Here is a 23,459-nt window from a genome sequence, read left to right on the forward strand (position 1 = left end):
GACCACCCTGGCGCTGTCATCCCCGCGCAGGTTGTTCCTCGTCGTTGACCCTCAAATGGAAGTCGAGGTTTCAATTGGTCACGCGGTTTGCAATCGTCGATGCAATGAACGGGGCGACGTCTGTCGCCAATGATCCGGCCCACTTTCCAGTTGCCTGCGCCGACCGCGCGGCGGCGTTTTTCTCCAGCCTGTCTCCCCCCGAATTTCTCCGTGTGCCCGCGTTCAACGCGAGTCTGCACGCGCGCGCCGCGCCATCCTCCTGAATTCGAATGACCGTGCCGGCATCTGATGCCGGGGCCTGACTGGCGGGGCATTTTTGTCCCGGCCTGATCACAAAAATAAAGTAGTCATGGACGGTAGCCTCCGATGCTCGATAACACTTCCTTGCGTGGGACGAATCCCGCGCAGCCCGACGTTTGCTCCTTGAAACCGTTCGATGCAGACCTGTGCGTGCACGGCCTGTTTGAAGCGCAGGTGCTGCGCAACCCCGAGACCATCGCCGCACGCTGGCAGCAGGAGGCGCTCAGTTATCGTGAACTGAATACCCGCGCCAACCGGTTGGCCCATCACCTGCGCATGCTCGGGGTCGGGCCGGACGTGCGGGTCGGGCTGTGTCTGGAGCGTTCGCTGGAAATGCTGGTCGGCGTGCTCGCGGTGCTCAAGGCCGGCGGCGCCTATGTGCCGCTGGACCCGGCCTATCCGCAGGCGCGGCTGGCGCACATGCTGGCCGACAGCGCACCGCCGGTGGTGCTGACCCACGGCCAGGCGCGCGATGTTTTGCGGGCGGCGCTCGAACAGTCGGCGACTGCACCGACGGTGCAGGATCTGGCCGACGCCAGTGATTGGGCTTCGCTTTCAGCCGACAACCTCGATCCTCATTCAATCGGCCTGACACCCCGTCACCTGGCTTACGTGATCTACACCTCCGGCTCCACCGGCACCCCGAAAGGCGTGATGGTCGAGCATCGCGGGCTGGTTGCGGTGAGCGCTGACTGGGCGCAACTCTATGAGTTGGGCGAGCCGATCAATCATCTGCAGATGGCCGGTTTTTCCTTCGACGTGTTCAGCGCCGACCTGATCCGTGCGCTGGGTTTTGGCGGCACGCTGGTGCTGTGTCCACGGGACACTCTGATGGACCCGCCGGCCCTGTATCGTCTGATGCGCGAGGCGCAGATTGGCTTTGCCGACTTCGTGCCGGCGCTGCTCAATCCACTGTTGGCGTGGGTCGAAGAGACCGACCACGACCTGTCGTTCCTGCGCACCGTGGTCTGCGGCTCCGACATCTGGACCGCCCACAGCGCACGGCAATTGCGCAGGCTTTGCGGTGAGCAGGTGCAGATCGTCCAGGCCTATGGCGTGACCGAAGCGAGCATCGACAGCACCTGTTTCGAGCTCACCGAAAACAGCCAGATCGACGCGGTGTTGCCTATTGGCCGGGCACTGCCCAACACCCGGATTTACCTGCTCGACGCTGACGGCGCACCGGTTGCCGAGGGGATCGCGGGGGAGTTGTACATCGGTGGTGTCGGCGTGGCGCGCGGTTATCTGAACCTGCCGCAACTGACCGCCGAGCGCTTCATCGATAGCCCGTTCGTGGCGGGCGAGCGTCTGTATCGCACCGGCGATCTGGCGCGTTACCGGGCCGACGGCCAACTGGAATTCCTTGGCCGCAACGATTCCCAGGCCAAATTGCGCGGCCTGCGTCTGGAACTGGGGGAAATCGAAACCCGGTTGGCGGACATTCCGGGCGTGCGCGAAAGCGTGGTGTCGCTGCGCCAGGACAGTCCCGGTGAACCGCGATTGGTCGCCTACTACTGCGAAAAACCAGACTCAACGCTGAGCCCGCGCTCACTGCGCGAACAACTGCAAATCAGCCTGCCGGACTTCATGGTGCCGACCGCTTTCGTGCGTCTCGACGCGTTGCCGCTGACCGCCAACGGCAAGGTCGATCGGCCAAATCTGCCGGCGCCGGACGCCGGGGCGTTCGACCAGCAGGAATACCAGCCACCCCAAGGCTCGCTGGAAACCGCACTCGCCGCAATCTGGGCCGACGTGCTCGGCGTGGAGCGGGTAGGGCGTGAGGATCAGTTCTTCGCCCTCGGCGGTCACTCGCTGCTGGTGATGCGCGTGCTGGCGCAGGTTCGTCATGCGCTGGGGCTGGAAGTGGCGCCCTCGGCGCTGTTTGCCGCACCGGTTCTGGCGGCGTTCGCCGAACGGCTGCAAGCCAGTCAGGCGGCGGCTCGCCCGGCCATCACGGCCCTTGAACGCGCGGGCGCGCAAACGTTGTCGTCTGCCCAGCAGCGCCTGTGGTTTCTGGCACAAATGGAGGGTGGCAACGCGGCGTATCACATGCCGTTGAACCTGCGTTTGCGCGGTTCGCTGGACGTGCCGGCACTGGAACGCAGCTTCAATCAACTGGTGGCGCGCCATGCGGCGTTACGCACGACGTTCATCGCCGTTGAAGGGGAAGGGCGGCAGTTGGTTTCGCCGCCTGCGCACAGTGTCCGGCTGACGGTGAGTGACGTGCAGGGGCTCGATGCGCAAGAACGCCTGAGCCGCTTGATCGACGAGGAAGGCGCCAGACCCTTCGACCTGAGCCGGGGCCCGCTGATGCGGGTCAGCCTGCTGCGGCTGGCGGCGGATGACCATGTGTTGCTGCTGACCCAGCATCACATCATTTCTGACGGCTGGTCGATGGGTGTGCTCACCCGCGAGCTCGGTCAGCTGTACGCAGCGGCGTTGCAGGATCGCGACGATCCGCTGCCGCCCTTGCCGGTGCAGTACGTGGATTACGCGGTGTGGCAAAAGCAATGGCTGTCCGGCGACGTGCTGGAGCAGCAAAGCCGCTACTGGCGCGAAACCCTCAGCAGCGCGCCGGTGCTGCTGGAGTTGCCGACCGATCACAAGCGCCCGCCCGTGCAGGATTACCTCGGCGGTTTTGTCCCGTTGGTCTTCGACGCCGCCCTGACCGCACGCCTGAAAGCCCTGGGCATGCAGCAAGGCACCACGCTGTTCATGACTCTGCTGGCCGGTTTTTCGCTGTTGCTGTCGCGTCTTTCCGGGCAAGGCGACGTGGTGATCGGCGTGCCGTCGGCCAACCGTCCACAGCAGGAACTGGAAGGGCTGATCGGTTTCTTCGTCAACACCCTCGCGCTGCGCATGACCCAATCGGGTACGCCGTCGGTGGCGCAATGGCTGCAACAGGCGCGGCGAGTGGCGCTGGAGGCTCAGGAACATCAGGATCTGCCGTTCGAGCAAGTGGTGGAATTGCTCAACCCGCCGCGCAGTCTGGCCCACAGTCCGCTGTTCCAGGTGCTGTTTGCCTGGGAACAGGATCAGGATTCCGACCTGCTGCTGACCGGGCTCGACGTTACGCCGGTCGAGAGCAGCCATCACGTGGCCAAGTTCGATCTGCAACTGGCGCTCCATGAGCGCGACGGGCAGATCGTCGGTGGCCTGGAATATGCCTCGGGGCTGTTCGAACGCGGCACCGTCGAGCAGTTCGGCGAGTACCTGCGCCGGGTGCTGACGCAGATGGTCGAGGACAGCGAGCAGTCGCTGGCTGCGATCAAGCTGCTGAGCGCCGAGCAACACCAGCAGATCGTTCATGACTGGAACCGCACCGCGCGGGATACCGCATCGTTGCCCGGTTGCGTGGCGCGCTTTGAAAGCCTCGCCCGGCAAACGCCCCACGCCGTGGCGCTGCTCGCCGATCGTGAGCAAATGAGTTACGGCGAACTGAATCGCGCGGCCAACCGCCTAGGGCATTACCTGATCGAACAAGGTGTCGGCCCCGAACATCGCGTCGGCCTGTGCCTGGAACGCTCGCCGCACATGGTCATCGGCCTGCTGGCGATCCTCAAGGCCGGTGCGGCGTACGTGCCGTTTGACCCGGCTTACCCGAGCGAGCGTCTGGCATTCATGTTCAGCGATGCGGCGCCGACCCTGCTGCTGACCCAGTCGAGCCTGATGACCGGGCTGCCGGCCAACGAGGCGAAAGTCTGCTGCCTGGACACCGACGCAACGCAATGGGCACAACACCCGACGGATGATCCGCAAGTCACGGTGAGCCCGGAAAACCTCGGCTACGTGCTCTACACCTCCGGCTCCACCGGACGCCCGAAAGGCGTGGCCCACAGCCGTCGCGCGCTGGACAACCTGATTGGCTGGCAGCTCGATCAAGCCACGGCACCGCAGCGCGTCCTGCAATTCGCCTCGCTGAACTTCGACGTCTCGTTCCAGGAAATCTGCAGCACGCTCTGCCAGGGCGGCAGCCTGTTGCTGATGACTGAAGACAGCCGTAAGGACCTCGCCGCGCTGCGCCCGACCCTGGTGGCCGAAGGCGTGCAGCGGGCATTCCTGCCGTTCGCCGTGTTGCAGCAACTCGCCGGCCTGACCGAGGCCGATGCACCGATGCCGCTTGGTGGGTGCGAAATCATCACCGCCGGTGAAGCCCTGCAAATCAACGACGAGCTGCGCGGTTTTGTCCGTGGGCTCGGTGGCGCGCAGTTGCACAACCAGTACGGGCCGACCGAAACCCATGTGGTCAGCCAGTTCAGCCTTGACTGCAACGAGGCCGAGTTCTGGCCGGACGCGCCGCCCATTGGCCGTCCCATCGCCAACGCGCGGCTGTACGTGCTGGACGAGCACTTGAATCCGGTCCCGGTCGGTGTGGCGGGCGAGTTGTACATCGCTGGCGCCTGCCTGGCCCGAGGGTATCTGAACCGTCCGGACCTGACCGCCGAACGTTTCCTGCCGGATCCGTTCAGCGCCGAGCCGGGCGCACGGATGTACCGCAGCGGCGACCTCGCGAAATTCCAGGCCGATGGCAACGTGCAGTACCTGGGACGCATCGACCAACAGGTGAAATTGCGCGGCTTCCGCATCGAACTCGGCGAGATCGACAGCCTGTTGCATCAACAACCCGGTGTGCAGGAAGCCGCCGTGTTGCTGCGCGAAGACGTGGTCGGGGACAAGCGTCTGGTGGCCTATGTGGTCGGCACCGCGACCCCTGAATGCCTGCGTGCCGAACTGCAACGCCAGTTGCCCGAACACATGATCCCGAGTGCCTGGGTTCGCCTGTCGCAATTGCCGCTGACCCGCAACGGCAAGCTCGACCGCCAGGCGCTGCCGGCACCGGAACGCAGCGCCGGGGCGACCTACGAGGCGCCGCGCAATGACACCGAACGGCAAATGGCCGAGATCTGGGCCGAAGTGCTCAAGTGCGAGCGGGTCGGGATCCACGACAACTTCTTCGACCTCGGCGGCCACTCGCTGCTGGCGACGCGGATGATCTACGCGATCAACCAGCGCATGGGCGCGCAACTGTCCCTGAGCAGTCTGTTCCAGACCCCGGTGTTGCTGGATCTGGCGGCGCAGGTGTCGCGTGAAGAGCAAAGCGTTGAACCGGCATTCCTCCAGATCGAGCCGGATCGCAGTAATCGGCATGAACCATTCCCTCTGACCGATATCCAGCAAGCCTACTGGTTCGGTCGTGAGGCCACGGTCAGCCTCGGCGGCGTCAGTGCCCACGGTTACGAAGAACTGCGCATTCCCGAGTTCGACGCCGAGCGTTTCGAACAAGCCTTGAACCGCATGATCCTGCGCCACGACATGCTGCGCGTGGTGTTCCTCAGCGACGGCACGCAACAGGTGCTGGCGCAGGTGCCGACCTATCGCATGCCGCGCAGCGATCTGCGCGGTTTGCCCGCCGATGTGGCGCAGCGCACGCTGGAAGCGACCCGCGAACGTCAGTCCCATCAGGTGCTGGACGCCAGTCGCTGGCCGCTGTTCGAGTTCAGCCTGTCGTTACTCGATGACGGCATCACCCATTTGCACATCAGCCTCGACGCGCTGATCGTCGACGCCGCGAGCACGCAGATTCTCGCCCGCGAACTCATGGCGTTCTACGTCGATCCGAACCTGGAGCTGGCGGAACCGGGCCTGACCTTCCGCGACTATGTGCTGGCCGAACAGCAGCTGCGTAATGGCCGCCGCTACGAGCAGGCGCTGGGCTACTGGCGTGAGCGGGTGACCACGTTGGCCCCGGCGCCGGACCTGCCGCTGGTACGCCAGCCGGAAAGCATCGCCAACCCGCACTTCACCCGCCGCGACCGCGACATGTCGGCGGCGCAGTGGACGCAGCTCAAAGCCGTGGCCAAACAGTTTGCCGTGACGCCATCGGTGATGCTGCTGACCGCGTTCAGCGAAGTGCTGGCGCTGTGGAGCCGCACCCCACGTTTCACCCTGAGCCTGCCGCTGTTCAACCGCATGCCGCTGCACAGCGATGTCGACGAAATCATTGGCGACTTCACCTCGCTGGTGCTGCTGGAAGTCGGTATCGACGGTTCGCAGAGCTTCACCGACAAGGCCCGCGCGGTGCAGGCGCAACTGTGGCGCGACATCGACCATTCGGTGGTCAGCGGCGTGCGGGTACTGCGCGAATTGTCCCAGGCCCGGGGCGTGCAGCAGACGGCGATGCCGATCGTGTTCAACAGCACGCTGTCGGAAGCGGCGCCGGAACTGGCCGAATTCAACCTGGCCGACGCATTGAATGCCAAGCACATGCACAGCATCACCCAGACCCCGCAAGTGTGGCTCGACCACACGTTGCTGGAGCTGGAAGGGCGCCTGCTGTTCAACTGGGACAGCATCGACGAACTGTTCCCGCAAGGCATGATCGAGCAGATGTTCGTCGCCTATAACACCCTGCTCGACAGCCTGTGCGAGCCGGCAGCCTGGGGCGCGAACACGCCACAACTGCTGCCGCAGGCACGCTTGCCGGCACCGGTCGACCGTCAGCAAACGCTGCCATTGATGCACGAACTGTTCGAACGTCAGGCCCGCGCCACACCGGATGCCCTGGCGGTGATCGGTACGCGGCAACTGACGTACGCCCAGCTTCGTTTTGAGGCCCGGCAACTCGGCGCCCGACTGCAAGCGCAGGGTGTCCTGCCGAACCGCTTGGTGGCGGTGGTGATGGAGCGCGGTTGGGAGCAAGTGGTCGCAACGCTGGCGATTCTGTATGCCGGCGGCGCTTACCTGCCGATCGAACCGACTCAGCCGGCGGAACGGCTGCGGCATATTCTGGAACGGGCGGAGGCGAGTCTGGCCCTGACCCAACCGGCGCTGCTCGACAAAGTCGAATGGCCGGCGCAGGTGACGGCCATCGCGGTGGCCGATGAAATCTCGAACGATGAACTGCCACTGCAACCGGTGCAGGTGAACGAAAGCGACCTCGCCTACGTGATCTACACCTCCGGCTCCACCGGTCAGCCGAAAGGCGTGGTGATCGACCATCGCGGCGCGGTCAACACGCTGCTCGACATCAACCGACGCTTTGCCGTCGGCCCGACTGACCGGGTATTGGCGATCTCGTCGCTGAGCTTCGACCTGTCGGTCTATGACTTCTTCGGCACCCTCGCCGTGGGCGCGGCGGTGGTCATCCTCGAACCGCAACTGTCACTCGATCCGGCGCACTGGCTCGAATTGATCAAGCGTCATCAGGTCAGCCTGTGGAACTCGGTGCCGGCGCTGCTCGGCATGCTGGTCGAGTACGTAGAGGGCGAGGGCGGCACGTTGCCCGCCAGCCTGCGGGTGGCGATGCTGTCCGGTGACTGGATTCCCCTTACCTTGCCCGCGCGGGCCTGGGCTTTGCAGCCGGAGTTGCAGTTGATCAGCCTGGGCGGCGCCACCGAAGCGTCGATCTGGTCGATCTATTATCCGGTGAAGCACGTCGACCCGACTTGGCGCAGCATCCCCTACGGCAAGGCCCTCGATCATCAGCGTTTCTACGTGCTGGACGAAGCATTGCAGGTTCGCCCAACTTGGGTCGCGGGTCAGCTGTACATCGGCGGCATCGGTCTGGCCAAAGGTTACTGGCGCGATGAAAAACTCAGCGCGGGCAGTTTCTTCGATCATCCACTGACCGGCGAACGGCTGTATCGCACGGGCGACCTGGGACGCTTGCTGCCGGACGGCAACATCGAATTCCTCGGTCGCGAAGACAATCAGGTCAAGGTCCAGGGCTATCGCATCGAGCTGGGCGAGATCGAAGCCGCACTCAATCGCCATCCCGGCGTGCAGAGCGCGGTGGTGCGGATTCTCGGCAGCACGCTGGGCGAGAAGCGTCTGGCGGGTTATGTGCTGAAGGCCGACCCGGCGTTGCAGGCCAGCGATTTCAGCGCGTACCTGAGCGACAAACTGCCGGCCTACATGATTCCGCCGTCGTTCACCTTTGTTGAAGCGTGGCCGTTGTCGTCCAACGGCAAGGTCGACAAGAAACGCCTGCCGGAACCGGAGCAGATCGAGGAACAAGGGCCGGCGCTCGAAGTCGAGGGCCCGCAGGAGCAACGGCTGGTGGAAATCGTGCAGGACGTGCTCAAGCGCGATTCCATTGCCGCCAACGCCAATCTGCTGAACCTCGGCGCAACGTCGATCGATATCGTCAGGATCAGCAACGCCTTGTCCGGCGCCTTGCAGTTCCGCCCGCACGTGGCGCAATTGCTGGCCCAACCGACGCTGCTGCATCTGCTTGGCATGTACCGCCAGAACCGGGCGCGGCAGGATCTGCTCGGCAACGTGCAGCAGGCCCCGGAGCCCGCGCAGGACATCATCGAAGATCCCCAGCAGCGGGCGCAGTTCAAAGCCGAACAGCGTGGGCGTCGTGACTTTGCTCAAGCCTTGCCGGCAGTGGCACTGGATCTGCCGCAGGACCCGGCCTTCGCCCGGCGTTTGAGTGATTACCGCTCGGTGCGTCAATACGATCGGCAACCGATCGCCACCCAGGCCTTCGCCCACGTACTGGCAGCGCTGGCCCAGGGGCAACTCGACGGCGAAGTGAAATACCAGTTCCCGTCGGCGGGCGGGCTGTACCCGATTCAGGCCTACCTCTACATCAAAGCGGATCGCGTGCTCGGCGTGCCTGGCGGCGCGTATTACTACGATCCCCGCCAGCATCGTCTGCTGGCGCTCCAGAGCGGAGCGCTCGACCCGGACACCTACGACTATTTCGTCAACCGTCCGGTGTATGAGAACGCCGCGTTCTCGCTGTTTTTCATCGCCGACATGGCGGCGATTCGCCCGCTGTATGGCGAGCGCAGCCGCGACTTCTGCCACATCGAAAGCGGCGCCATGGCCCAGTTGCTGAGCATGACTGCCGTCGAGCACGGTCTGGGCCTTTGCGGTATCGGCTCGGTCGAGGAGCAGCAACTGACGACGCTGTTCGATCTCGGGCCGAGCCATGAATTGATCTACTCGATGATCGGCGGCCTGCGCACGGCCGATGAACAACACCGCGCGCCAGTCGAGGTGTTTGCCAGCGAGCCTGTGACCGCCAGCCTGGACGATGAAGACATGGAGGAGTTCGAAGTATGAATGCCGATCAATTGCTGGCGTTGTTCGCTCGCCATGGTGTGGTGCTCGAAGTGGACGGTGACAGGCTGCGCTGCAAGGCGCCGCGCGGTTTTCTCACCGAAGAACTGACCCAGGCGCTCAAACGTCACAAACAGGAACTGATCGCCTTGCTCGGCGGGCACGATGACGCGGCGATTCCCCGCCGATCCGGCACGCACACGTCCTGGCCGTTGTCCTTCTCGCAGCGGCAACTGTGGTTTCTCGATCAACTGGAACCCGGCAACCCGTTCTACAACGTGCCGACGGCGGTAACGCTGAAAGGGCAGTTGGACGTCGCGCAGCTGGAGCGGGCGCTCAACCAACTGGTGGCCCGCCACGAAATCCTGCGCACGACGTTTCGCAGCGTCGACGGCGAACCGCGTCAGGTGGTGCATCCGTCGATGCCGCTGTCGTTGTCGGTGACGGATCTGCGCCAATTGCCTGCCGAAGAGCGCGAGCAGCACGTGCGATCCGCCGTCGAGCAGGACGCCCGGGCGCCATTCGATCTGGCCAGCGGGCCGTTGCTGCGGGCGTCGTTACTGCGCGTGGCCGACGATGAATACCTGTGGCTGTACAGCGTGCATCACATCATCGCCGACGGCTGGTCGATGGGCGTGATCCTGCACGAAGTCGCCACGCTGTACGGCGATTATCTGCGTGGTGAAACCCCGACGCTTGCGCCGTTGCCGGTGCAATACGCCGACTACGCCTGCTGGCAGCAACAGCGAGTGGGCGGCGCCGCGCTGGACGCACAGCTCGATTACTGGCGGCGCACCCTGGACGACGCGCCGCTGGTATCGACGTTGCCCGCCGACCGGCCGCGCCCGTTGGTGCAGCGCTATGTCGGGGCCACGTTCAGTTCCTCCGTCGATGGCGGCACCTTGCGCGAACTCACGGCGCTGGCCCGGCAGACTCAGGGCACGCTGTTCAACGTGCTGCTGGGCGCATTGGCGGTGCTGCTGTGGCGCCACAGCGGTCAGCAGGATCTGTGCATCGGCACACCGTTCGCCAACCGCAATCGCCCGGAAGTCGAGCCGCTGATCGGCCATTTCGTCAACACCCTGGTGCTGCGTCAGCGCCTGAATCCACAGCAGACCTTCGCCGAACTGCTGCGCGAGGTGCGTGGCCAGATGCTCGACGTCCACGCCCATCAGGATGTGCCGTTCGACCGCGTGGTCGAGGCTGTCAACCCGCCGCGCGATCCCGGTCATTCGCCGTTGTTCCAGGTGATGCTGGTGTTGCAGAACACACCGGGCAACGCGGTGCAGATGCCCGGCCTGGAACTCGCGCCGTACGGCACCAGCAGCGCCACGGCCAAGTTCGATCTGGCGTTCGAATGGGTCGAGCGGGCAGGGCGGCTGGACTTGCTGGTGGAATACAACACCGACCTCTACGACATCGCGACCATCCAACGCCTGAGCGGGCACTACCGACATCTGCTCGAACAGATCGCCGCCGACGCCAAGCAACCGATCAATGCCTTGCCATTGATGAACGAAGCGGAGCGTCAGCAGGTGCTGGTGGACTTCAACCGCGCCACGCCACTCACGCAAACGGCGCCCTGCGTGCATCAACTGGTTGAAGCGCAGGCCGCGAGCAACCCTCAGGCCTGCGCAGTGGTCTTCGAGGGCGAATCCCTGAGCTACGCCGAACTCAATGCCCAAGCCAATCGGCTGGCGCGGCACTTGCGCACCTTGGGCGTCGGCCCTGATGTGCGCGTGGCGGTGTGCATTGAGCGCTCACTGGAGTTGCCGGTCGCGTTGCTGGCGGTGCTCAAGGCCGGCGGCGCTTACGTGCCGCTGGATCCGGATTACCCGTTGGGGCGCCTGAGTCATATGCTCGGCGACAGCACGCCGGCGGTGCTGCTGACCCTTGGTTCGGCGCACGGAATCTTGCGTCAGGCCGTGCAAGGATCGAATTGGGAAGCGCCGATCCTCGACCTCGAACAAGATGCCGCGAGCTGGGCGTCGTTGCCGGCGGACAATCTTGATCCGCGCCATGTCGGCGTCACCCCGGACCATCTCGCCTACGTGATCTACACCTCCGGCACCACCGGGTTGCCCAAGGGCGCTATGGTCGCCCACCGTGGCTTGAGCAACCTGCTGCTGTGGTGTTTGCAGGTCTGCGGCGAAGCAGGGGCGATGCTGCACAAGATCCCGTTCGGTTTCGATGCTTCGGCGTGGGAGACCTTCTGGCCGCTGGCAACCGGCGGACGGCTGGTGATCGCACGGCCCGGCGGGCATTACGAACCGGCGTATCTGGCCCGCGAGGTGCGCGAGCAAAAGGTCACGGCGCTGGTGTTCGTGCCGGCGATGTTGCAGCTGTTTCTGGAGGTCGACGAGGTCAGCCGGTGTGGGTCGCTGACCGATGTGTTCAGCGGCGGCGGTGAACTGCCGCCAGCCCTGGCCCGGCGCTTTCAGGAGCGACTGCCCCATGCGCGGCTGCACAACGTCTACGGCCCGACCGAAACCACGGTGATCAACAGCCTCTGGACGCTGGAGCCCGGCGCCGAGGTGCCGGCCCGGCAACTGCCGATCGGCCGGCCGATTGCCAACAACCGCTTTTATGTTCTTGATGACCGCGACCAGCCGGTGCCGGTGGGCGTGACCGGGCATCTGCACATTGGCGGCGTTGGCGTGGCCCGGGGTTATCTGGGGCTGGCGCAGCTCAGTGCCGAGCGCTTTATCGACAATCCTTTCGTCGTGGGGGATCGGCTCTATCGCAGCGGCGATCTGGCGCGTTATCGCCCGGACGGTCAGCTGGAATTTCTGGGTCGCAACGACTTTCAGGTCAAGTTGCGCGGCGTGCGGCTGGAGCTGGGCGAGATCGAAGCCCGGCTCGAAGCGTTTCCCGGCATCCGCAGCGCCGTGGTGCTGATGGTCGGCGAAGCGGCGCAGGACCAGCGACTGGTGGCCTGCTGCGTGGTGGCCGAGACCGTGGACGAAGCAGCGGTGCACGTCCATCTGGCGACGACACTGCCCAGAGCGGTGATCCCCGGCAGCTACCTGTGGCTCGACGCGCTGCCGCTGACCGCCAATGGCAAAGTCGACCGTGCCGCGCTGACGGCATTGGCAGACGAAGAGATGACCAACCGACAGGTCAACCTGAGCAGCCCGCGCGATCACATCGAACTGGCGCTGTACCAGATCTGGAAAAGCCTGTTGCTGGCGCCGCAGATCGGCATTCGTGACAACTTCTTCAACGTCGGCGGCACCTCGATCGCCGCGATCAAGATGGCTCATGAAATCAGCCAGCAGTTCGCGGTCGAAGTGCCGGTGCGCGTGGTGCTCAGCTACCCGACCATCGAGGCGCTGGGCGGCTGGCTGCGGGTCGGGGCCAACCCGGCGTTGGCCCAGAGCAACCTGATCGAATTCCGTCGCGGCAGCGGCCAGCACAACGTGGTGTGCATTCACCCGGCGGGCGGTACGGCGTTCTGTTACCTGTCGCTGGCCAAGGTGCTGCCGGATGAAACCGGCGTGTACGGGGTGCAATCGCCGGGACTGAATCCGGGGGAGAGCACCGAGCCGACGGTCGAAGCGATGGCAGAGGCTTACTTGCGCCAGATCGAACCGCTGACGGAGCAACCGCTGATCCTCACCGGGCTGTCGTTCGGCGGCCTGGTGGCCTATGAAATGGCGCGGCGGTTGACGGCGGCGGGGCATCGTCAGGTGACGGTGGTGCTGCTCGACACCCAGGGCAGTGACGACCCCGGTTTTCGCGAGCAGATTGGCACCGTGGACATGGCCGAATTCCGCGACAAACTGGTGCGTTTCAATGGCATGTACCCCGGCATCGAAGACGCGCAGGTCGAGCGCTACTTCAACATCTACAACCATAACCGCCTGGCCATGGCCGCCTATGAGTGCGCGCCGCGCGCCGGCCGCGTGGTGCTGATCCAGGCGCGGGAAGATTTCAGCCGCCATCAGTTGCATGAACTGCGCGGCTTCTGGCGTCGCCGCGCGAGCAGCGGTTATCTGGCGAAACTGGTCAGCGGCGGGCACTGGGACATGCTTGAAAGCGCGGAAATCCACCGGGTCTCGCAAATCATCCGTCAGGAGCTGCAACGCTTCGATGCGCAGGAGGCGAAATGATGAGTGCGTCCAAAGACATGCCGTTGCTAGTGCGTTTCGCCGAGCAAGTGCGGCGTAATCCGCAAGCGCCGGCGGTGATTGATCAGTCGGTCACGCTGACTTACGCGGAACTGGCCAGCGCGAGCGAACGTATCGCCCGAGGATTGCTGGCGCGCGGTGTCGAACCCGGCCAGTCGCTGGCGTTGTGCATGCCGCGTTGCTGGCAATGGTTGGCGGCGATTCTCGGCGCCCTGAAAGTCGGCGCGGTGGTGGTGCCGCTGGATCGCGCCAGCCCACGCAAACGCCGGGAACTGATGCTGGCGGATGCGGCGTGTGTCGGCCTGATTACCCTGGACGAAGAACCGCTGTGGTCGCCGTCACTGTGGCAAACCAGTGTCGAGGCCTTGCTCGATCAGCCGGACGCTCCGCCGCAAACACTGGCCGAAGACTTTGCCGAGGTGATGTTCCTGTTCTACACCTCGGGCACCACCGGCACGCCAAAAGCAGTCGAGGTGGGTGAGCGCGGCCTGCTGCGTCTGGCGCACACCGACGGCTATATCGAGATTCGCCCGACGGACCGGTTTGCCTGCCTGTCCAACCCGGCGTTCGATGCGTGCAGTTTCGAACTGTGGGCGCCGCTGCTCAACGGCGGCTGCTGCGTGATGATCGCCGACGAGGACGTGCTGGATGCGCGTCGACTGGCCGAGGTGCTGGAGCGGACGCAGGTCGACAATCTGTTCATGACCGTGTCGCTGTTCAACACGTTGATTGCCGAGTGGCCGTCGTGCTTTTCCAGCGTACGTCAGGTGCTGATCGGCGGTGAGCAGATCAGCGCTGCCGCCGTGCGCGGCTGGTATCGGGCCAACCCTGAGAGCCGCTGCCGGATCTTCAACGTCTACGGCCCCACCGAATGCACCACGTTTGCCCTGTGCTGGCCGATCAGCCGCGATTTTGCCGGTGACTCGGCGCCCATTGGCCAACCGTTGCCGGAGACCGGCGTGCAGGTGCTGGATGAGCAGCAACGCCCAGTGCCGGGGGGCGAGGTCGGCGAGCTGTATTTGAGTGGCAACGGTGTCGCTCGGGGCTATCGCAACCGGCCCGAAGAAACTGCCCGCCAGTTCATTCGTTTGCCCGACCTCGACGGTGGTGTGCAGGTGCATTACCGCACCGGCGATCTGGTGCGGCGCAATGCCGAAGGCTTGATCGAGTATCTGGGGCGGGTCGACCGGCAGGTGAAGATTCGCGGCTTCCGGATCGAACCGGGGGAGGTGGAGCAACGGATCCTGGAGCATCCAGGCGTGGCGCAGGTGTACGTCTGCACCCGGCGGCAGGCGGCAGAAGACCATCAGTTGCTGGCGTTCATCGTGCCGCGCGGGGATCTGGACTATCAGGAATTCGAAAACCATCTGCGGGCACAACTGGCGCCGTATATGCGGCCGCATCAGTTGTTTCTGCTGGAGCGCCTGCCGCTGACGGCCAATGGCAAGATCGATCGTGATGGCTTGCTGGCGCAGGGGTTGAGTCCGTGGCATCCAGCCCTGGCGGCTACGCATAACGAAAGCGTTTCACCGGCGCTGGACTGGTTGCTGAGTCAGGCCCGTTCGCTGCTCGGTCAACCGGCCCTGAGTGCGCAGGACGACTGGCTGGGAAGTGGCGGCGATTCGCTAAAGGCCCTGCGCCTGCGTTCGGCGATCCGTGTCCACTGGCAGCGCGAGATCGCCATCGATACGTTGCTCAACGAGCCTTTCTCGTCATTGGCCGCACAACTGAGCGGTGAAACGAACGGCGAGTCGATCTACCCACCCGCGCCTTCGATCAGCAGCGCCAAACGCCTGCCTGCCACCGCCGAACAGCGCCGATTGTGGCTGTTGCAACAACGCTCGCCGACCTCGACCGCCTACAGCGTGCCGCTGATTCTGTATCTGGCGGCAGGTGTCGAAGTTGCGGCACTGGCCGAGGCTTTGGGGCGTCTGGTGCAGCGCCATCCGGGGTTGCGCACGGCATTCGTGGCGGGTGCCGATGGACTGGATCAGGTAATCGCCGAGCAGGGTCCGACCTGTCGCACCTTCGCAGTCGGGCATTTCACCGAGGACAACTGGCAGGCCTTTGCCGAGCTAGTGTTCGCCGCGCCGTTCGACCTGACCACGCCGAACCTGTTTCAGGCCTGGCTGTTGCCGTTCGCCGATGGCAGCTGCCGGTTGTTGCTGAACCTGCATCACATCATCGTCGATGGCTGGTCGGTGAACCTGTTGTTCGACGACCTGGCGCAGCTTTACGCCGATGTCCTGCAAGGCCGCGACAGCCCGCAACCGTCCGCCCGATTGACGACGCTGGAGTTTGGCCAGTGGCAGCGTCAGTGGAGCGTCGATCCGCATTATCGCGCCCAGCGCCGCGCCCTCGCCGAATTGCACCGCCGTCAGGAGGAACCATCGCCTGCATTGATGCCAATGCGCGAACTCAGCCCCGACGCCCGGTTGCACCGCGAACCCTTGGGCACCCTGCGCAGTGCGGCTCTTGAGCGCTTTTGCACCCAACAACGGCTGACCCGTTTCGAAGTGCTGTTCAGTGTCTTCGCCTGGAGCCTGTACGCGCTGACCGGGTGCGAGCGGCCACGGATCGCCAGCCCGGTGGCCAACCGGCCACTGGCGGAGTTCGAAGACACCGTCGGCATGTTTGCCAACACCGTGCTGATCCCCACTGCCGTTGAAAATGCATTGCCCCTGAGCGAGCAGTTGCGCAAACAGAGTGCCACCGTGCGTGAAGTGCTGGCGTTGCAGGACGTGGCGCTGGCGGATCTGGTGGAAGACCTGCGGCTGTCGTCGAGCCCCTCGCTGTTCGACTTCATGTTCGTGCTGGAAAACACTGACTACGCCGCACTGGCCGACTCAAACCTGCGCGCCACGCTGGCATTCAACGAGCAGTTACATGCCAAGTGCCCGTTGACGTTGTTGATGGTGGGCAGCGGTTCGCAGCTGGAATGCTGGTGGGAATATCAGTGCAGCTATTTCGATGCCGAACAGATGCGGGCGTTGAACGCGCTGTTCCGCCGGGGTCTGGATCTGTTGCTGGAAAACCCGGCGGCCAACCTCGAAGATTTGCTCGGTCCGTATCGACGTGGTTTGCCACCGGCCAGCGAGGGGCCCCGAACTGCGCTGCCGTTCAACACACTGGCGGACGGGTTCGAGCATCAAGTGCATTGCACGCCGGAGGCGGTCGCGCTGGTTCAAGGCCAGCACCGCCTCAGCTACAGCGAACTGAATGCGCTGGCCGATACTCTGGCGGCCACCCTGATCGAGCGTCATCCCTTGGCGACCGGGAACGCGCCGCTGCATGTCGTGCTGTTCCTCGATGCCTCGGTAGAACACATCGTCGCCTTGCTGGCGCTGGCCAAACTCAACCTGACCGCCGTGCCGCTCGACCCTGCTTATCCGGTGGCGATCCAGCGTCAGGTGCTGGAGCAGGCGCAGCCTCTGTGTGTGCTGTTCAGCGACACGACGGCGGCCGCACTCGACGACCTGAACGCCGGACGATTCGCCACCCATCGGGTCGATCTGCGCGCCGATGCCGGAACGTTCGAGCGTCCACGCCACGCTGGCGAACGGCCGCTGTACACGCTGTTCACCTCCGGATCGACCGGCACACCGAAAGGCGTGCAGGTGTCGGAACGCACCCTGTGCAACCTGCTGCAATGGCAGCGCACCGGAGGGCAGTTGCCGGCGAAAGCGGTGACCCTGCAGTTCTCGATGCTGTCGTTCGATGTGTCGTTCCAGGAGATTTTCAGCACCCTGTGCGGCGGCGGCTGTTATCACCTGATCACGCCGCGCTGGCGTCAGGACGCCGAGGCGTTGCTGGATTACATGGTCGAGGCGCGAATCGAGCGCCTGTTTCTGCCGTACGTGGCCTTGCAGCATCTGGCGCAAACCGCCGTGAGTCGGGGCATTTACCCGTTGGCGTTGCGTGAGGTGATCACGGCCGGCGAGCAATTGCTCTGCACCGATGCGCTGCGCAACTGGTTCGACGGCATGCCGCACGCGTCGCTGTTCAACCACTATGGCCCGACCGAAACCCACGTGGTCAGCGCCTTGCGCCTGCCGCCCGTGGCGCGGGACTGGCCATTGCGCGCGCCGATCGGCCATGCCGTCGGCAATGCGCGGTTGCTGCTGGTGGATGAGCACGACCGCCCGGTGCCGATCGGCAGTCGCGGCTATCTGCTGGTGGCCGGGCCGATGGTTGCCCGCTGTTATCTGGCCGATCCTGCCCTGAACGCCGCGCGGTTTGTCGAGGTGGCAGACGACTGTTTGTACTACCGCACCGGCGATCTGGCGTGGGCCGATGCTCAGGGCTGCCTGCATTATCTGGGGCGTGACGATCAGCAGATCAAACTCAGCGGCCATCGTCTGGAGCTGGGGCAGATCGAGGCGGCGCTGATGCAGGTGCCGGAAGTGGTCAACGCGGTGGTCGCGGTGCAGGCCGATCCGCCACGGCTGATTGCCTGGCTGCAACTCGATGGTCAACCTGCGACATCCGGCGAGCTGGATCGTCAGGTTGCACGGTGGCTGCCAGCCCATGTGCGAATCGATGAATACCGGCGGATCGACCTCTGGCCACGCACCCCCAGCGGCAAGATCGACCGTAAGGCCTTGCCGAATCTGGGCGAGGCGATGGAGCGGCGCAGCACGCCACAACCGGTTGTTCAACTGAGTGCACTGGAACGGCAACTCAGCGAGTTGTTCCAGGCCGTGATCGGCCGGGATATCGAACCGGAACAGACCTTCTTCGAGGCCGGCGCCACCAGCCTCGGCCTCATGCGTTTGCATGGCCGTTACGCCGAAGAACTGCCGCACAAGGTGACGATGGCCGATCTGTTCGAACACGTCACGGTGCGGCGTCTGGCGGCGCACCTGTCGACGGCGCCGGTGGCAGCGGCGGAGCGTATACGGCAGACCGATGCAGGCCATCAGCCGATGGCGATCATCGGCATGGCGGTCAATGTGGCCGGGGCGCAGAATCTGTCCGAGTTCTGGGCGATGGTGCAAGGCAACGAGTTGGGCATCGAGCACTTTGCCGCCGCAGAGGGCCTGGTCGGCGCCCGCAGTCAACTGGCGGGCATGCTCGATTTCGATCCCGAGTACTTCGGCATCAGCCGCCAGGAAGCGCGCCTGATGGATCCGCAACAGCGGCATCTGCTGATGGCCTGCGTGCAGGCCCTGCAACACGCGGCCATCGTTCCGTCGGCGGAGGGCCCGCGCATCGGTCTGATCGCCAGTTGCGGCGAAACCACGTACTTCCAGCAGATGCTGCGCGAAACCGCCGACGACGATCTGCCGGACGGTTTTCAACTGGCGCTGCACCACGACAAGGATTTTCTGGCGACCAAAGCCGCGTATCACCTGGACCTCAACGGCCCGGCCCTGAGCGTGCAGGCTGCGTGTGGCAGTTCGCTGATCGCCGTGCACCTGGCCAGTTCGATGCTGCGCCAGGGCGACAGCGACGTGATGCTCGCGGCCGGGGTGCTGATCGATCCGACCCTGACCGAGGGCTATCGGCATCGCTCGCAGCACATCTTTTCCGCCGACGGTCTGTGCCGTCCATTCAGCGATGACGCCAGCGGCACCCTCGGCGCCAGTGGCTACGGCGTGGTGGTGCTCAAACCGCTGGCCAAGGCGCGGGCCGATGGTGACCGGATCTATGCGTTGGTCGAAGGCTCGGCGCTGAACAACGATGGCCGGGCCAAGATGAGTTACACCGCGCCGTCGGTGGCGGGGCAGAGCGCGGTCATCCGCGATGCCTTGAGTCGGGCCGGGTTGACCGGTGCCGACATCGGCTATATCGAGGCCCACGGCACCGGCACCTTGCTCGGCGATCCGATCGAAGTCGCGGCATTGACCAAAGCTTTCGGCGATGCGCCGGCCGGCCAATGCGCGCTGGCCTCGGTGAAAAGCCAGATCGGTCATCTGGGCGCGGCGGCGGGGGTAGTCGGGCTGATTCGCGCCAGTCTCGCGGTGTTCCATGGCGTGTTGCCGCCGAACCTCGGTTTTGGCCGGATTAACCCGCAGATCGACCTGGAACATTCGCCGTTCTATGTGCCGACCACGTCTCGGCCATGGCCGCAAGGGCGGCGGCGACTGGCCGGTGTCAGCAGTTTCGGGATTGGCGGGACCAACGCGCATGTCATCGTTGGTGCTGCGCCCACGGCGCAGGGAGGGGGCGAGGAAACGTTGCCGTTGCTGATGGTCTCGGCCCATAGCCGGGCAGAGCTGCTACGAGATATCGCGGTGATTCGTGAATATCTGCAAACCAATCCGGAACAGCGCACCGCGTTGCTGCGGCACTTGCAGTCAGGTCGTCGGCAGCTGCGCTGGCGCTTCGCGATGGTCTGCCGGTCGGGTGATGACATTCCATCGCAGCCGACAGCGATCAAGGAAGTCACCGCTTCGGGCGCGCAACTTAAAATCGTCGATCAATCGCCGCAGGAACTGCTGGACGCCTGGTACGAAGGCGCGAATATCCAGTGGCCGCAGCGCTCGGCACCGCCGCCCTGGGATTTGCCGCCGTCGTCGTTCGATCTTCAGTCGTATCGTTTCCAGACGCCTGTAGCTGCTGAACCTGAAGCGCCAGCCCTGGCGCGGCAACCGCTGGCGGACTGGTTCCACCAGCGCCAGTGGGTGCGCACCCGGCGATTGAGCGCGACAGCCACGACCCGATCCCGTGAGGTGCTGATCCTGTGTAGCCATGACGCGCCCGAATCGACCTTGCTGGCGAGCCTGAACACTGTCTATCGACGCGTGATTCAAGTGCGCACCGGCAATGGCTTCAAGCGCTTGAGCGCGGACCGTTTCGAGCTTGATCCGCTGGACATCGAAGCCCTGAACCGCGTGCTCGCCGAGGTCGCAGAACCTGAACTCGGCGAACTCGACTGGCTGCATGCCTTGCCGCTGGCGGTGTCGGGCGCGGTCAGCGAGCAAAGTCTGGATCTGGCGCAGTGGGCCTGTCTGGACACGGTCAGCGCATTGATGCAGGCCTGGGGGCAAACACCGCGCACGACACGGCTGCGGTTGTGGTTGATGTCATGGCAGGCGTGCCCGGTGGACGGCGAGGTTCAGCGTCCCGAATTGGCAGCGCTGGCCGGCATCACCGAAGTGGTGCCGCAGGAATACCCGGTGCGTTGCCACTGGCTGGACTGGCCTTCGTCACGCCTCGAAACGCAGGCCGGCGAGTTGGCAGCGTTGCTTGGCGATCCGTCTTCACTGCCTCGGCGAATGGCGGTGCGCGATGGTTACCTGTGGCAGCCACGCTTGCTGCCTCAGCCATTGACCGGCCCAGCAACGACATCAGGGCTTCTGCCGGAAGACGGCACGTTTCTCGTGCTGGGCGGCAGCGGCGGCATCGGCCGGACCTTGTGCGAACACCTGCTGCAGGCGCCTGCACGCCGAGTGGTGCTGCTCTCGCGTCAGGGGCAACTGCCGGCGTCTCTGACGGCTTACGCTTCGCGGATCGACTGCATCAAAGCGGACATCGCCGACCTGCCGCGCTGGCCGCAGGTACTCGATCAACTGGCCGTTCGTTACGGTCGTCTGAGCGGGGTGATTCATGCGGCGGGCGTCGGTGCGGGCAGTCTGATTCGCCTCCGCAATGCCCGACAAATGGCCGAGGCCATGGCCGCCAAGACTCGCGGCATGCTGGCGGTCGAGGCGTTGATCGAACACCTGACACCGGGTTTTGTCCTGTATTGCTCGTCAATGTCGGCACTGTTCGGCGGCGCGGGGCATCTGGACTACGCGGCGGCCAGCGGGGTACTCGACGGCTTCACTCACTATTGCCCGAACCCCGCCGACACTTGCTTGCGACTGGGGATCAACTGGGACATCTGGCGCGACATCGGCATGGCCACCACCAGCAACGGTGGAGACGCCGCGCATCTGGAGCATCTGACGGTTGGCCTGTCGGCGGAAGAGGGCTGTCGGGTGTTCGATCTGGCGATGGCGACGCAGTTGCCTCAGTTGCTGATCTCCACCACCGGCATCGACACGGCGCGGCGGTTTTATCCGGTTCGCCACGGTGCCGTGGCCGCAGCGGTCGAGGCGCCGAAGGGCGTGGATCTGTCGGCGCGCCTGCGTGAGTGCCTGTGCAAGTGGCTCGGTGTGGCCGAGCTGGAAGATGACGATTCGTTGTACGACCTGGGCGCGGATTCGCTGACGCTGCTCGACCTGATCGACGAGCTGCAAGCGGCCACGGGTGAGGTATTCCAGCTGTCGCAATTCAGCCACAAGGTCAGCCTGAGCGAGGTGCTGGGGCTGGTCTCGACCGCTACGGTTGAAGAGGCGCCCGGTGTAACACAGCAGGGCTGGCACGACGCGGTGCGGATCGACCAATGGCATGCCGGAGCCGGGCGTGACTGGCTGTACCTGATCCACCCGGTGGGCGGCGATGTTCAGGCCTATCGGGAACTGGTCTCGGCGCTGCCGGCGGAACTGGGCGTTTGCGTGATCGCCGACCCGGCACTGCGCCTGCCACAGTTGCCGAACATCAGCGTTGACGAGCGTGCACGCCGGTATCTGGCGGCGATCAAAACCCACCTTCCGCACGGCAGCACTTGGCGTCTGGCAGGTTGGTCGTTTGGTGCATGGGTGGCGCAGGCGCTGTGTCATCAGGCCCAGGCTGACGGGTTCAGGCAACCGTTGTTGTACCTGATCGACCCGCCCGCGCCGGATGCCGGTGCGGAACTGGCCGGCATTGATGAGCAGACCATCGAGCAGGTGTTCCAGCGCGAGTTTGCCCTGCGCTGGCCGGCGGTCGAAGGGCAGGGCATGGCCGAGGAACGTCAGGCGTATCTGCAACGGCTGATCGTGTGCTGCCGCAATAACATGGCCAGCATGATCGACTTCCGACCGCCAGAGCTGGCGACCACTGCGGTGCGGTTGTTCATCGCCGGGCACGCCAATCCTTACGGGCCGGGCAGCGCCTGGAACCCGGATGACCTGCAACGCAACTGGCAGGCCTTGTTGCCGCAGTTGCGCAGCTGGCAAACCCTCGACACCGATCACTACGGCATCGTCGCGGGCCGCTGGGCGCGGTTGCTGGCCGAAGTCATTGGTACGGATGAGCCGGCGCCATGAATGAACCGATCTCGATGCCGCAATGGTGGCTGGCCTTGACCAAGGTATTGTGCGAAGCCGAGCCGAACGCGGCCTTGCGCTTGAGGCAACTGCAGGGTCATGTGCCGTTTCAGCTGTTTCATCTCTGGCAGGCCGACGTGGTCCTGCCGATGCTCGGCGAAGCCTTGCCGGAACACCGGCAGGCGCTGCTCGCGTTGCAAAGCCTGCATCAGCGGGCGGCGCTCGGCGTGCTCGGGCGTCAGGGCGAATGGCGGGCCGCGCTCAAACCGGTATTGCTGGCGCTGTATCGCAAGGCCTACGCCTACGACGCGGCGTACGCCAAGGCCCACACCAGTGCGCTGACCTACGGCCTCGCACCGGCCAACAGCGCCATGATTGTCGAGCACTTCGGCGATGCCGAGGCGTTCGCCCAGTACTACGCGCAACTCAATACCGAGGCCGCCGCCACCGCGTTTGCCCAGGCTCATGCCAGCGCCAACGCCGAAGTGTCGGCCCGAGCTTTCGCGGACGACGATGCAGACACCTGCGCTCAGGTCTGCGGGGCGTCCGTGCGGGTTTACGTCGGGGCCGGCGCTTCGAGCGACGAACAGCGGCATGCCGCATTCAACCATCTCGCCGCCGGGCTCGAGCGAAGCCTGGCCACGCTGCAATCCCGTTCAACAGGAGAACGACATGAATGACGCACAACTGCAATTCGATGTGGTGATCAACGCTCAGGGCCAGTATTCCCTGTGGCCGGCGGGCAAGCCGATGGCCAGCGGCTGGAGCGAGGCGGGGATGCGCGGCGAACGCCAAATCTGTCTGGATTACATCAACGAACACTGGATCGACATGCGCCCGCGTTCGCTGCGCGAGCAGTCATCGGTGTCGTTCCAATAAA

5 protein-coding genes are annotated in these 23,459 nt (G+C 64.7%); all 5 read left to right on the forward strand.

Annotated features, from left to right (window positions below; translation table 11 throughout):
* The first annotated feature begins 366 nt into the window (after positions 1 to 366).
* The 5 genes from ACEN93_RS00225 to ACEN93_RS00245 are packed head-to-tail and all read left to right on the forward strand — an operon-like array spanning position 367 to position 23,458.
* Positions 367 to 9,375 (forward strand): non-ribosomal peptide synthetase, encoded by a 9,009-nt coding sequence (locus tag ACEN93_RS00225; RefSeq protein WP_495610831.1) that lies wholly within the window; start codon positions 367 to 369, stop codon positions 9,373 to 9,375.
* Entirely contained in the window at positions 9,372 to 13,484 is a 4,113-nt protein-coding gene (locus ACEN93_RS00230; RefSeq protein WP_495610832.1) for a non-ribosomal peptide synthetase, read from the forward strand. The genes ACEN93_RS00225 and ACEN93_RS00230 overlap by 4 nt, the downstream gene beginning before the upstream one ends.
* On the forward strand, positions 13,484 to 22,579 hold the full coding sequence (locus ACEN93_RS00235; protein ID WP_495610833.1) for an amino acid adenylation domain-containing protein: 9,096 nt from the start codon (positions 13,484 to 13,486) through the stop codon (positions 22,577 to 22,579). Before ACEN93_RS00230 ends, ACEN93_RS00235 begins: the two co-directional genes overlap by 1 nt.
* Positions 22,576 to 23,259, forward strand: a complete 684-nt coding sequence (locus ACEN93_RS00240; protein WP_495610834.1) for a hypothetical protein — start codon at positions 22,576 to 22,578, stop codon at positions 23,257 to 23,259. Before ACEN93_RS00235 ends, ACEN93_RS00240 begins: the two co-directional genes overlap by 4 nt.
* Positions 23,252 to 23,458 carry an MbtH family protein gene (locus ACEN93_RS00245; RefSeq protein ID WP_085649153.1) on the forward strand — a complete coding sequence of 69 codons (207 nt, stop codon included), beginning with the start codon at positions 23,252 to 23,254 and terminating at the stop codon, positions 23,456 to 23,458. The genes ACEN93_RS00240 and ACEN93_RS00245 overlap by 8 nt, the downstream gene beginning before the upstream one ends.
* The last annotated feature ends 1 nt before the right edge of the window (position 23,459 follow it).

The sequence above is a fragment of the Pseudomonas sp. Pseusp21 genome, from assembly GCF_059492145.1.